The 12737-nt window shown below is 74.0% G+C and carries 12 protein-coding genes; 5 read left to right on the forward strand and 7 right to left on the reverse strand.

Going from position 1 to position 12737, the window contains the following annotated elements; translation table 11 throughout:
- Window positions 1-383, reverse strand: a 383-nt coding sequence (locus tag E1200_RS23840; RefSeq protein ID WP_131954300.1) for a uracil-DNA glycosylase, incomplete at its 3' end; no start/stop codon positions are given.
- Between the two features lie 244 nt (window positions 384-627).
- Here E1200_RS23840 and E1200_RS23845 point away from each other — a divergent pair.
- Window positions 628-2088, forward strand: coding sequence for a wax ester/triacylglycerol synthase family O-acyltransferase (locus E1200_RS23845; RefSeq protein ID WP_131954301.1), 1461 nt, complete (start codon window positions 628-630; stop codon window positions 2086-2088).
- Here the strand turns inward: E1200_RS23845 and E1200_RS23850 are convergent.
- Window positions 2075-3085: a transcriptional regulator gene (locus tag E1200_RS23850; RefSeq protein WP_131954302.1), complete on the reverse strand. Its 1011-nt coding sequence runs from the start codon at window positions 3083-3085 to the stop codon at window positions 2075-2077. The genes E1200_RS23845 and E1200_RS23850 overlap by 14 nt on opposite strands.
- A 101-nt stretch (window positions 3086-3186) precedes the next feature.
- Window positions 3187-4104 (reverse strand): NAD(P)/FAD-dependent oxidoreductase, encoded by a 918-nt coding sequence (locus E1200_RS23855; protein ID WP_131954303.1) that lies wholly within the window; start codon window positions 4102-4104, stop codon window positions 3187-3189.
- Window positions 4105-4168: 64 nt separating this feature from the next.
- On the opposite strand from E1200_RS23855, the gene E1200_RS23860 reads away from it, so the two are divergent.
- On the forward strand, window positions 4169-4741 hold the full coding sequence (locus E1200_RS23860) for an XRE family transcriptional regulator (RefSeq protein ID WP_131954304.1): 573 nt from the start codon (window positions 4169-4171) through the stop codon (window positions 4739-4741).
- 17 nt (window positions 4742-4758) lie between these two features.
- Window positions 4759-6063, forward strand: a complete 1305-nt coding sequence (locus tag E1200_RS23865; RefSeq protein ID WP_243708790.1) for an MFS transporter — start codon at window positions 4759-4761, stop codon at window positions 6061-6063.
- On the opposite strand, the gene E1200_RS23870 is transcribed toward E1200_RS23865, so the two are convergent.
- The 4 genes from E1200_RS23870 to E1200_RS23885 all read right to left on the reverse strand — a co-directional run bounded on the left by E1200_RS23870 (window position 6023) and on the right by E1200_RS23885 (window position 10529).
- Entirely contained in the window at window positions 6023-6637 is a 615-nt protein-coding gene (locus tag E1200_RS23870; protein ID WP_131954305.1) for a hypothetical protein, read from the reverse strand. The genes E1200_RS23865 and E1200_RS23870 overlap by 41 nt on opposite strands.
- 19 nt (window positions 6638-6656) lie before the next feature.
- On the reverse strand, window positions 6657-7925 hold the full coding sequence (locus tag E1200_RS23875; protein WP_131954306.1) for a hypothetical protein: 1269 nt from the start codon (window positions 7923-7925) through the stop codon (window positions 6657-6659).
- 37 nt (window positions 7926-7962) lie between these two features.
- Window positions 7963-8841 (reverse strand): dimethylargininase, encoded by an 879-nt coding sequence (ddaH, locus tag E1200_RS23880; RefSeq protein ID WP_347813236.1) that lies wholly within the window; start codon window positions 8839-8841, stop codon window positions 7963-7965.
- A gap of 125 nt (window positions 8842-8966) precedes the next feature.
- Window positions 8967-10529, reverse strand: a complete 1563-nt coding sequence (locus E1200_RS23885; RefSeq protein WP_131954307.1) for a PucR family transcriptional regulator — start codon at window positions 10527-10529, stop codon at window positions 8967-8969.
- Window positions 10530-10657: 128 nt separating this feature from the next.
- On the opposite strand from E1200_RS23885, the gene E1200_RS23890 reads away from it, so the two are divergent.
- Together E1200_RS23890 and E1200_RS23895 are read left to right on the forward strand one after the other, a co-directional pair.
- Entirely contained in the window at window positions 10658-11911 is a 1254-nt protein-coding gene (locus E1200_RS23890) for an FAD-dependent oxidoreductase (RefSeq protein WP_131954308.1), read from the forward strand.
- Between the two features lie 103 nt (window positions 11912-12014).
- On the forward strand, window positions 12015-12737 hold a 723-nt coding region (locus tag E1200_RS23895), incomplete at its 3' end, for a DUF2637 domain-containing protein (protein WP_131954309.1).

Below are 12737 nucleotides of genomic sequence, written 5' to 3' on the forward strand. Positions count from 1 at the left end.
CTGTTGAGGAGGCAGACGCCCTGTTCGGCCCACGGGGTGAGGTCGCCGTTGGACGGTTCGGGGTGGCCGAGGTCGTCGCAGTACTCGCGGAAGATGTTGACCAGGCTCGCGGGGAGCGGCCGGACGTCCGGGGCGACGGAGAAGCTGAGGCCGACCGCGTGCCCGGGGGTGGGGTAGGGGTCCTGGCCGACGATGAGGACGCGGACGTCGTCGAACGGCTGGGTGAAGGCGCGCAGGATGTTCGGTCCGGCGGGGAGGTAGCGGCGTCCGGCGGCGACCTCGGCGCGCAGCCAGTCGCCGGCGGCGGCGATCGTGCCCGCGACGGGTGCCAGCGCGGTGGCCCAGCCGGCCTCGACGATCTCCGGGAGTGGTCGTGCCGTCATGGCCCACCAGCCTAGTGCGATGATCTTGGCAACGTCCGCTTGATGAAGGTTGTGAAGTTCCCTGACCACATCGGGCCGGAAGGCTGCAAAATCTTCACAGCGGCGGGTGAAACCTGCTGATGAACGCGGCGAAACGTCCTGTTAAGTCCGGGTTACTTCCTATCGGCCCGCGTTGACCTGCCGCCCCCGGAACGCATAACTCCTAGAGAGACAGGCAGGGCAGGACGAGCGGACGGACGAGAGCATGCCGCAGCTGACCACCGTGGACGCCACGTTCCTCAACGCGGAGGGCGGCAACACCCACGCCCACATCGCGGGGCTGGGCATCGTCGACGCGACCTCGTGCCCGGGCGGCGGTCTCACCGTGCCGGCGGTCGCCGAACTCGTCCGGGCGCGCGCGCACCTGGCCGCCCGGCCGCTGCGGCAGCGGCTCGTCCAGGTCCCGTTCGGGCTGGACCGCCCCTACTGGGAGGACGATCCCGACTTCGACCCCGCCCGGCACATCTTCGAGATCGGCCTCCCGGCCCCGGGCACGGACCGGCAGCTCGCCGACATCGTCGGAATGCTGCACGAGCAGCCGCTCGACCGCTCCCGGCCGCTGTGGGAGCTGGTGCTGATCCAGGGGCTCGCGGGCGGCCGGACGGCCGTCTACGTGAAGGTCCACCACGCGGCCATCGACGGCGTGATGGCCGCCGAGACGCTCGCCGCGCTCCTGGACCTGTCGCCCGAGCCGCGCGACCTGCCCGCCGACGAGTCGGCCCCCGTCCGGGCGCCCGGGACGGCCGAGATGCTCGGCACCGGGCTGCTGAAGACCGCGCTGCACCCGGTGCGCAGTGCCCTGGCGGTCGCGCGCAGCGCCCCGCATTTCGCCGAGATCCCCGGTGTCGCGGCGATCCCCGGCGCCGGGGCGGTGTCGTCGGTCGTGCAGGGGGCGCTGCGCCGTCCCGCGGTGCCGCGGGCGCCGCGGATGAGCGCCCCGCCGACGCCGTTCAACGAGCCGATCGGCCGCCGCCGCGCCGTCGCCTGCGGCGAACTCCCGCTGGACGAGATCAAGCAGATCAGGCGGGGCCTCGGCGGCAGCGTGAACGACGTGGTCATGGCGCTGTGCGCGACGGCCCTGCGCAAGTGGCTCGACAAGCGCGGCGACCTGCCCGACAGCCCGCTCGTCGCGGCCGTCCCGGTGTCGCTGCGGCGCAGCGGGGCCGCGGCGGAGCCCGGCAACCAGGTCTCGGTCATGACGACGCCGCTCGCCACGCACGTCCCCGACCCCGCCGACCGGTACACGGCCGTCCGGCGGGACATGGACGTCGCCAAGCGGCGGTTCGTCGGGTCGTCCGGGAGCTGGGTGCGGGACATGAGCGGCCTCCTCCCGGCGCCCATCGCCGGCGCCGTCACCCGCTTCGCGCTGCAGGCCGCGCCGAGCCTCGCGCTGCGCCCGGTCAACCTGATGATCTCGAACGTGCCGGGCCCGCAGTTCCCGCTGTACCTGTGCGGGGCGAGGGTGCTCGGCTACTACCCGATCTCGGTCGTCACCGACGTCAGCGGCGGCCTCAACATCACGGTCTTCTCCTACGACGGCAAGGTGGACGTGGGCATCGTCGCCTGCCGCGACCTCGTCCCGGACCCGTCGGAGATCGTGGACCACCTGGTGGACGCGCTGGACGAGCTGAAGGACCTCGGCCGCGAAGCCCTCAGCGGGAGCTGAGCGCGGGCAGCAGCGTCCGCCGGTGCCGCCACGCGAGTGCGAGTGCTGCGGCACCGGCCGGCTGCACCGGCTGCGGGACGGTCCCGTCGAACGGCGCCAGCGACACCTCGCCCTCGGCGTTGACGGCCACCAGCCCGCCGAAGAGGTCGCGGAACACGTCGTCGTCGATGACCACGGCGGTGAGCAGGTCGAGCGCGAACGTCAGCGGGTCGACGCCGAGGCCCAGGAAGTACGGCCGCACGCGCCCGCCGTCCCGCGCGGCGGTCATCTCCCGGTGGAACGGCCACTCCGCCTGGACGAAACCCTCCCCGTAGTGCTCGTCCATGCCGAGGAGCTCCTCCGCGTACTCGCGCACCATGCATTCCCACATGTCCGGCGGTTCGCCGCCGAGCGGCTGGAAGACGCCGACCGGCATGACCTGGTGCAGGCCGCCCGCGTGCGCGACCTTCGCCGGGTCCCGCCAGTGCAGGACGTACGACCCGGACGCGGTGAGGGTCACCGTCGTGATCGCGGGGAGGGCGGCGCGCCGGGACAGGTCGCAGGGGTCGCCGATGCGGTCGCGCAGCGGCAGCCCGCCCCCTTCGCAGGCCGCCAGTTCGTGCGCGACGGCCTCGCCCACGTTCACGCCGTCGAAGTAGCGGGCCGGGCCGAGCCGCAGCACCGGCGGTGCGGCGGCGAGGAGCCGGTAGGCCGGCCGGTTCTCGAACACCCGGGGCGGTGCGAGCGCGGCCATGGCGTCGGCGTAGGTGCGGTAGCCGCTCGGCAACCCGTCCGGCGGGTCCACCACGGCGGGCGGCACGGCCCGCGCCTCCCACTCCAGCCGGACGCCCGCCAGCGGTACCGGCACGTCCGGAACCCACCCGTCGCGGCACAGCAACGCCGTCCCCGCCACCCGCGGCACGTCCGGATAAAGCGCGCCAGCCGCCTCACCAAGCCACCCGCGCCCGCCGTCCAACACCCCCCGCAGCTCCCGCCACCGCGCCTCGTCCTCCCGCACACCCGCCACGCTATTCGTTGACTTGCGGCGTGTTGCCCTTATGGAGCGCTCCATAAGGGCAACACGCCGCAAGTCAACGAACAGCGACCCGGTGGTCATCGCTAGGCGGACAGTTTTGCTGCGATGTCCGCCTCTATCAGGTCTGCGTTGATCATCGCGGCGGCCATGGCGCCGGCGGAGGCGGCGATGATCACTTGGGCCATCGGGTTGACGACGTTGCCCGCCGCCCACACGCCGGGGACGCTGGTCCGGCCCGTCGCGTCGGCCTCCACGAAGCCGTCGTCGCCGAACGCGCAGCCGAGATCGGTCAGCGGCCCGTCCTTCGCCACGAACGTCGGGGCGACGAACACGGCGTCGCAGCCGGTCACGGAGCCGTCCGCGAGTTCGATGCCGGTGACCCGGTCGTCCTCGACGATGACGCGCTGTGCTTCGCCCTCCACGACGCGGACGCCGCGCACGTCCAGGCGCGCCGCGTCCTCGCCCTCGGGAGGCTGCTCGGTGATGAGGGTCACGTCCGGCGACCACTGGCTGAGCAGCGTCACCTGGTGGAGGGCCTGCGGGGACGTCGCCAGGACCACGATCCGCTTGTCGCGGACCTCCCATCCGTGGCAGTAGGGGCACATCTGCACCTCGCGGCCCCACCGCTCCCGCAGGCCGGCGACATCCGGGAGGACGTCGGTGACGCCCGTGGTGACCAGCACCTGGCGGCTCCGGAGGCGCGTTCCGCCGGCCAGCGTTACCGCGAAGCCCGCGCCGTCCCGGGCGGTGTGCTCGACCCGACCGTCGATGATCTCCGCGCCGTAGCCGCGGACCTCGGTCCGGCCGGTCTTCAAGAGGTCCTGCGGCGGCATCCCGTCGCGGGTGAAGAAGCCGTGCATGTGCCCGGCCGTCGCGTTGCGCGGCTCGCCCGCGTCCACCACGGTGACGGCCCGGCGGGCGCGGGCGAGCACGAGGGCGGCGCTCAGTCCGGCCGGGCCGCCACCGATGATCAGTACGTCTCGTTCCGTTGTCTCAGTCATGCGGTCAGCGTGCGCGACGGGCCGCGCTCTTGACAAACTTCTTTGCCGAACCTGCAATATGCGGATGGAGACCACAGAGGATGTCCTGGCGGCGGTGGGGCCCCGGCTCAGGAGGCTGCGGCAGGACCGCGGCGTGACCCTGAGCGCACTCGCCGAGGCCACCGGCATCTCGGTGAGCACGCTGTCGCGGCTGGAGTCGGGCAAGCGGCGGCCGAGCCTGGAACTGCTGCTCCCGCTCGCGCAGGCCCACCACGTCCCGCTGGACGAGCTGGTCGGCGCCCCGGAGGTCGGCGACCCGCGGATCAGGCCGCGCCCGCGCAAGATGGGCGACATGACCGTCCTGCCGCTGACCAGGCGCCCCGGCGGGATCCAGGCGTTCAAGATGATCGTTCCCGAGACCCGGCGGACGCCCGATCCGCAGACCCACGAGGGCTACGACTGGCTGTACGTGCTGAACGGGCGGCTGCGCCTGCACCTGGCGGGCCGCGAGCTCATCCTGGAGCCGGGGGAGGCCGCCGAGTTCGACACCCGGCTGCCGCACTGGTTCGCCGGCGCCGGCGGGCCGGTCGAACTGCTCAGCCTGTTCGGGCCGCAGGGGGAGCGGCTGCACCTGCGCGCCAGGCCCCGGCAGCGATGACATAAACTCGACTATCCGTGCAGACCCTCTCGGAACTGGACGAACCCGCGAAGCAGAAGGCCGCTCCCCTCGCGTGGGCCCTGTGGGGCGTCGGCGTCCTCGCCTACGGCGTGGCCGTCCTCCACCGGACGTCGTTCGGCGTCGTCGGGCTCGACGCCGTCCACCGGTTCGACGCCTCGGCGGGCATCCTCGCGGCCTTCACCGTCCTGCAGCTCCTCATCTACGCGAGCATGCAGGTTCCGGTCGGGCTGCTGCTCGACCGCGTCGGCCCCCGCGGCATGATCGCGGGCGGCGCGCTGCTCATGGCGGCCGGGCAGGCGCTCATGGCCGTCTCGACCGACGTCGGCCCCGCCGTGGCCGCCCGCGTCATGGTCGGCGCGGGCGACGCCATGACGTTCATCAGCGTCCTCGGCATCGTCGCGACCTGGTTCCCGAACCGGTACGTCCCCGTCGTCACGCAGCTCACCGGGCAGCTCGGGCAGCTCGGCCAGGTGCTCAGCGCGGTCCCGCTCGTCGCGCTCCTGCACGGCCCCGGCTGGGGGACGGCGTTCGGCTCGGCCGCCGCGCTCGGCGTCCTCGTCGCCGTGCTGGCCCTCGCCGTCCTCCGGAACGGTCCAGGACGCAAAGACGCGCCGTCCCTGCGCGAGACGGGCGTCCACCTCGCCGAGACCTGGCGGCACCCCGGCACGCGCCTCGGCCTGTGGGCGCACTTCGTCACCCAGTTCACCACCAACACGTTCGCGCTGATGTGGGGCTACCCGTACCTGGTGTCGGGGCAGGGGATGCGGCCCGCGACGGCGTCCACGCTGCTCACGCTGTTCGTGCTGGTGAACATCGTGTCCGGCCCCATCATCGGACGGCTCGTCGCCTCCTACCCGCTGCGCCGCTCGTGGCTCGTCCTCGGCATCGTCGGGCTGAACGCGGCGGCCTGGGCGGCCGTCCTCGCGTGGCCGCCGCCCGCGCCCGCCTGGCTCCTGGTGCTGCTCGTCATGTGCGTCGCGCTCGGCGGCCCCGGCTCGATGATCGGGTTCGACTACGCCCGGACGTTCAACCCGCCCGGCCGGCAGGGCACCGCCACCGGCATCGTCAACGTCGGCGGCTTCTTCGCCACGCTCGTCACGATCCTGATGATCGGCCTCGTCCTCGACGTCATGTCACCGGCGGGGGAGTTCACGCCGGAGGCGTTCCGGGCGGCGTGGACCGTGCAGACCGTGATCTGGGCCATCGGCGTCGCGGGCGTCCTGCGCAGCCGCGCGCACGCCCGCCGCCACCTCGGCATGCCTACCCGGCGGCGTCGCAGAAGCCCGCGAAATCCTCGATGACGTCCCGGGCCGGGCCGTCCGCGTCGCGCAGCGCGAGGACCGGGACCTCCAGGCCCGGCCGCACCGCCATCAGGTCGCCGACCGCCTCGACCAGCGCCCGCACCACCTGCCGCTCGGGGTGGCGCACGGCCCGCTCCACCGCGTCCGCGTAGCGCGGGTCGGCCGGTTGGCGCCGGCCGTTCGCGCAGTTCCAGATGTCGGCCGCCCGCAGCCCGTTCAGCGCGCGGATCATCTGCGTCGACTCGGCCGGCGGCATCGCCAGCAGGACGTCGAGCAGGTCGTCCGGCGAGACGGTCGGGACCGCGTCCCGCACGGCGCCGAGCGCCTCCGCCACCGCGGCCTCGCTCTCCCCGGTCACGCGCACGACCCGGTGCCCGAGCAGGTGGACCTCGCTGTAGAGGACGAACGCGCCGGCGGCCTGCCAAGCCACCTGCTCCATCTCGCCGTGCCCGGCCGTGCTGATCGCCGCGCGCCGCCAGCCGCGCCCGGCCGCCGCCGACTCCAGGACGGCCCGGTCGGCGTGCTTGCCGAGCAGCACCGTCCGCTCGTGCCCCTCGCCCTGCCCGTCGCTCACTCGCCGCTCACCCGTCGCCTCACTCGTCCTCCCAGGTCCAGACCGGGTCGCCGGCCTCGTCCACGAAGAGCGCCGTGCCGCCGAAGTCGTCGCGGAACGCGTTGAACGCGTCCGGGCCGGGCGACCGGTCGAGCAGGTCCTCCAGGACCGCCAGCTCCGCCGGGTCCCGCTCGGCCAGCGCCAGCTCCTGCAGCAGGAACCGGTGGCCGTACGAATGCGCGATCATGGCGAGGTTGGCCCGCACCGCCCGGTCGGGGTGCGCCGCCCACTCCCGCAGCTCCAGGCAGCGGCGCAGGTCGCCGTGCCACAGCGCGGCGAGGCAGCGCAGCCCGGCGCCGACGGCGTCGGGGTCGTCCGGGTCGTCGAGGTTGCGCGCCAGGTCCTCCTCGACGCCGAAGTCCCAGCCGGCCAGGACGCCGAGCACGTCCAGCGGGAGGTCCTCGGGGAACCGTTCGTCGTGCACCTCGTTGATCCGCCGCACCACCTCCCGGTGGGCGGCGGGCGACGGCCGGTACCGCACCGCCGCGCAGACGATCTCGCGCGTGTGGACCTCGACCGACAGCTGCGAGCGGGAGTGCACCGTCCGCCACGTCATCGACGGGACGCGCCCGAGCCGCTGCAGGCGGTGCCCGTCGCGGACCGGCGCGTGGTCCATCAGCCGCGGCACCGCGGCGTCGCCGGGGAACTCCTCGGGATAGGGGTCCTCCTCACGCGCGCTGCCCCACGGCTGCGGATCGAGGAACTTCACGATCTTCGCGTACCGGTTGAGGGACGGGCCGTCCGCCACCACGAAGTCGTCCGAGGCGGCCGTCTCCCAGGGCGGGACGTCCTCCTCACGAGGCACGTCCGGGACCATCACCAGGTGGCGCAGGCCGAGGAACCCGCGGACGAACCCGGTCAGCTCCACCCGGGCCGCCGGCGGCGCGGGGAACGGCTCGCCCAGCGCCGCGCGGACGCCCGCCGCGGTCGGCTCGACCGGAACCCACAGCCACGCCGGGTAGAACCCGCCGGGCGCGCACCACAGCACGTCCGGCTCCGCGGGGTCGACGAACCAGGCCGCCGCGAGCCGCTGTCCCGTCCACCTGCGGACCGTCTCGGGGCCCGTGCCGACGAGCAGCTTGCCCTTGCGCAGGAGCTCGTCGTCGGCGTCCAGGTGCTCGGGGCTCATCGCCCCGGACTCCTCGATGTGCTGCCAGGCGGGCTCCCAGTCGGCGGGGTCCAGCCAGTCGACACCGAGCCGCGCACCGGTCAGCCCGCGCCACCAGTCCGGGATCGCGAAGTCGGTCACCCGGACAACCTAGCGGTCCCTCACATATCACGGCATGTCAGGCGCGGAGTTCCAGCGTGCAGCACTTGGGACCGCCGCCGGCCTTGCGCAATTCTGACAAATTCACAGGTACCGGCTCGAATCCGCGGTCGCGCAGCGTGTCGATCAGCTCCGCGGCCTCCGCGTTGACGACGACGTTCCGGCCGTCGCACACCGCGTTCAGGCCGAGCACCGCCGCGTCCCGCTCGCCCGCGATGACCGCGTCCGGGAACAGCCGCTCCAGCACCGCCCGGCTCCCGGGCGAGAACGCCCCCGGGAAGTAGGCGACGTTGTCGCCGCCGAGCGGGAACAGCGCGGTGTCCAGGTGGTAGAACCGCGGGTCGACGAGGCGGAGCGTCACCACGGGCCGGCCGAGGAACTCCTGGGCCTCCTGGTGCGCCGCGATCTCCGTCCGGAACCCCGTCCCGGCGAGGATTACGTCGTCCAGCGTGAGGAAGTCGCCCTCGCCCTCGTTCGTGTGCCGCGGCTCCAGCACGTCGCGGAACCCGTTGCCGCGCAGCCACGCCGCGTACGCGGGCGCCTCCGCGTACCGCTCGGGGTGCGCGAACCGCGCCCCGTACACGCGCCCGCCGACCACCAGCGCGCCGTTCGCCGCGAACACCATGTCGGGCAGGCCCTCGACCGGGTCGATCAGGCTCACCTCGTGGCCGAGCGCCACGTACGCGGCCCGCAGCGCCTCCCACTGCTCGACGGCGCGCCCCGCGTCGGCGCCGCGCGCCGGGTCCATCCACGGGTTGATCGCGTAGGTGACGGCGAAATGCTCCGGGCGGCACATCAGGAAGTGCCGCCGCAGCGCGGTCCGCTCCGGCCCGGACCGCTCGGGCGCGGCGTGCTCCGAAACGGAGCCGTCGGGCTTCATCGCCGGCATGACGCTCATGCAACTCTCCACAGGACGTCCGAAGGGAACGACTTAGCGAAAGCCTAAGCGCGGCCCACGACCGATCCAATCCGCCAACCTTGCGTTGACCAGGCGGTTCGTTGCGTCTTACGGCGGCTGTCGCGTCATTCGTTGCGCGGGCCCGCCGGGTGCCCGAGCGCGCTGAGCTGGAGGCGCAGCGCCATGCGGATCCGGGGTGACGCGACGTCCAGCGGGACGACCTCGGCCATCCTGCGGAGGCGGTGCCGCAAGGTGTTGGGATGGACGCCCAGCGCCTGCGCGGTGCCCTTCGGGTCGCCGAAGTGGTCGAGCCAGGCGGCGAGCGTCGGCAGGAACGCCGTGCCGTGCCGCTCGTCGTGGGCGCGGAGGGCGGGCAGCGGGCCGCCGAGCAGGCCGGCGTCGACCCGGGCCGCCGACCTGGCCCGCTCGACGACCACGGCGTCCCAGGCGTCCTCCAGCCTGACCAGCCCCGGAGCGAGATGCCCGGACGCGACGAGCGCGGCCAGTTCGGCGGCCTCGGCACGGGAGCGGGGCAGCTCGGTGCGGGAGCGCGCGAGACCGCCCGCCGCCGCGTACAGGGCCCCGTCATGGGAGCGGACGCGGTCCAGGACGTGCCGCAGCCACGGCAGCGACCCGGCTTCGGCCTGCGGGCGCGGCGGGTCGGTGAGGACGGCGAACAGCGCACCGTCGAGATCGCCGATGAGCGGGCGGTGCCAGCCGAACCGGTAGGTGATCGAGTCCCAAAGGTCGAGCCGCCGCCGGATGTCCCCGGCCGCGTCCAGGGTGCCGAGGACCACCACCCGCCACGGCGGCGGCGGGGCGGCGATCGGGGCGCCGTCGCGGAGCGCGGCGCGCAGCCGGTCGGCCGACACGCGGCGGGCGACGCCGGCCTCGGCGCGCAGCCGCAGCAGGTGCAGCGCGACGACGGACGCGAGGTCGGTGAGCCGCTGCACGCGGTCCGGCGGGACGGGCGTCCGCGCCACCACCCAGATGGAGCCGAGCCACTCACCGCCAGCCCGGACCGGGACGACCAGGCGCGGCAGCATCCCGTCGGGGCTCTCCGGGACGAACACGGGCTCGCTCGACCGGGCGAGCCTGCGGAACACGCCGGACGCGCGGAGATGGGCGATCACCTCGGACGGCACGCGGCGGCCCACGATCGTCGAGACGCGGGCCGGGTCGGTGGTGTCCTGGCTGCCGGAGTAGGCGAGGACGCGGGAGCGGGCGTCCTCGATCGTCACCGGCGCGTCCGCTATCTCGGCGGCCGCGTCGGCGAGCGCGTCCAGGTCGTTGTGGACGTCCTGCGCCCCGACCGGCCCCGGAAGCGGCGCGTAGGCGCGGTCGATCGCTCCCCGCACGAGCCAGACGACGTGCGTCCAGGACGTGTCCGGCTGGAGTTCGACGAGCGCCGGCCGGAGCCGCCGGGCCGCGGCGACCACCTCCGCGTCGCCGGCCAGCGGAGCCTTCAGCACGACGCCGTCCGCGCCCGCGGCGTCGGCCCGTTCGAGGAGCGCCACCGCGTCCGCCGGCCCGGTCACGCCGACCCCGAGGACGAGCTCGCCCGGCTGCCCGGCCGCCTCACCCGGCTCGGCCAGGACGACGTCGTGCACCTGCGTGCCGTGGCCGTCCTCGACCACCCGCAGCAGCCCCGGCCCCAGGGAGTCGGCGAGGTCGGTCAGGCTGATCATCACGCTCCCTCGTTTGTGCTCTTCACACTATGTGGCCCGTCCCGGTTGGCCGAACAGAACAGAGACCGCGGTCACATTCCGGGTAACCATCGAGGTAATCCCCCCTGTAGACGAGGAGATGAAAGGGCATGGCACTCGACACGGGTCCGCGCCACGTCGCGGTCGTGGGCGCCGGCATGGTCGGTCTGTCCACGGCGTGGTTCCTGCAGGAGCACGGCGCCGACGTCACGGTCTTCGACAGGGACGACGTGGCCGCGGGCGCGTCCTGGGGCAACGCCGGATGGCTCACCCCCGGCCTCGCGACCCCGCTGCCCGAACCGGCCGTCCTGTCCTACGGCGTCCGGGCGGTCGTCAGCCCGTCCTCGCCGGTCTACGTGCCGCCGAGCGCCAGCCCGCGGCTGATCAGATTCCTCGCGGGCTTCGCCGCGAACAGCACCGCCGCCAAGTGGCGGCGCGCGATGGAGTCCCTGGTGCCGATCAACGGCCGGGCGCTGCCGAGCTTCGACGCGCTCATCGCGGGCGGGGTGCAGGCGGAGACCCGCGACGCCGCCGCCTTCCTCGCCGCGTACCGGACGGCGGCCGAGCGCCAGGTCCTCCAGGAGGAGATCGAGCACATCCGCGCGGCGGGCCAGAAGCTCGAATACGACGTGCTGGACGGCGACGAGGCCCGCGAACTGGAGCCCGCGCTCTCCGCCGAGATCGGCGCGGCGATCGTGCTGCGCGGCCAGCGCTTCATCGACCCGGGCCGGTTCGTGCACGCGCTCGCCGACTCGGTCCGCGACCGCGGCGGCAAGATCCGGCCGGGGGAGGCCGTCCGCGAGGTCCGCGACGAGTCCGCTGGGGTCGCCGTCCACACCGCGGGCAGCGGCGCCGAGCGGTTCGACGCGGTCGTGATCGCGAGCGGCGTGTGGCTGAACGGCCTGGCCCGCCGGTTCGGCGTCCGCGCCCTCGTCCAGGCGGGCCGCGGGTACAGCTTCAGCGTGCCGGTCGACCGCGTCCCGGACGGACCGGTGTACTTCCCGTCCCAGCGGGTGGCCTGCACGCCGCTGGGCGACCGGCTGCGCGTCGCAGGGATGATGGAGTTCCGCAGGCCCGAGTCGCCGCTCGACCCGCGCCGGATCAGGGCGATCGTCGAGGCCGTCCGCCCCCTGCTGCGCGGCGCCGACCTGGACGCCCGCCGGGACGAGTGGGTCGGGTCGCGCCCGTGCACCCGCGACGGCCTGCCGCTGATCGGCGCGACCCGCTCACCGCGCGTCTTCGCCGCGGGCGGCCACGGCATGTGGGGCATCACCCTCGGCCCCGCCACCGGACGCCTCCTCGCCGAGCAGATCGTCACCGGCGAGCGCCCGCCGGAGCTCGCCCCGTTCAGCCCGCTGCGCTGACGACCTGCACTTTTGGGCGTTTCCTGTACTTTCGTCCGGACGGCCGGTTCCGGCGCGCTACCGTCACTGGGTGATCTAGACCCCCGTGGCGGGAGGAACACCGATGGACGAGGGGACGGCCCCCGTGCCACTGACGCGGGCGCAGAAGGTCCTGGCCGGGGTCGGCGGGGTCTTCTTCGCCGGCCTCGCCGGCCTGGGCGGCTACGGCTCGTTCGCCTCCGTCCGCGACGTCGCCGAGCCGTGGTTCGGCGGCCAGGCATGGATCGTCCCCGCCGGCGTCGACCTCGGCATCCTCGCCCTGGTGTCGGTGGCGCTGCTGCTCGAATGGCTGGCCATGCCCATGCCGGCCCTGCGCTGGATGGCGTTCGCCTTCACCGGCGCGACCGTCTGGCTGAACGTCTCGGCCGCCCACGGCGACGCGACCGGCATGGTGATGCACGCCGCGATGCCGATCCTGTTCATCACGTTCATCGAGGCCGTCCGGCACGCCATCCGCCGCCGCGCCGGCATCGCCGCCGGCACCGTCCGCGAGGGCATCCCGGTCGCCCGCTGGCTCCTCGCCCCCTGGTCCACGTTCCGCCTGTGGCGCCGCATGGTCCTGTGGCAGATCACCTCGTACCCCCGCGCCCTGACCGCCGAGCAGCGCCGCCGCCACGCCCTGGCCCTGCTGAGCGAGCACTACGGCCGCAAGTGGCGCACCAGGGCCCCCGCGGACGTCGTCTGGATGCTCACGGACGGCGTCATGCTCGACGAGGCCCTAACTCGCGTGACCGCCCTGACGACCCCGAAGCCAGAGAAGACCCCTCAACCCCGCAAAGCCCCGCAA

The sequence above is a fragment of the Actinomadura sp. GC306 genome (genome assembly GCF_004348665.1).
In the GTDB taxonomy this organism is placed as follows: Bacteria; Actinomycetota; Actinomycetes; order Streptosporangiales; family Streptosporangiaceae; genus Spirillospora.

Bases quoted from the DNA above. Each gene is read 5' to 3' on its own strand.
- ddaH (WP_347813236.1), bottom strand. From the start codon at position 8,841: ATGAGCGTCATGCCGGCGATGAAGCCCGACGGCTCCGTTTCGGAGCAC.
- E1200_RS23860 (WP_131954304.1), top strand. From the start codon at position 4,169: ATGGAGACCACAGAGGATGTCCTGGCGGCGGTGGGGCCCCGGCTCAGG.
- E1200_RS23885 (WP_131954307.1), bottom strand. From the start codon at position 10,529: ATGATCAGCCTGACCGACCTCGCCGACTCCCTGGGGCCGGGGCTGCTG.
- E1200_RS23855 (WP_131954303.1), bottom strand. From the start codon at position 4,104: ATGACTGAGACAACGGAACGAGACGTACTGATCATCGGTGGCGGCCCG.
- E1200_RS23845 (WP_131954301.1), top strand. From the start codon at position 628: ATGCCGCAGCTGACCACCGTGGACGCCACGTTCCTCAACGCGGAGGGC.
- E1200_RS23890 (WP_131954308.1), top strand. From the start codon at position 10,658: ATGGCACTCGACACGGGTCCGCGCCACGTCGCGGTCGTGGGCGCCGGC.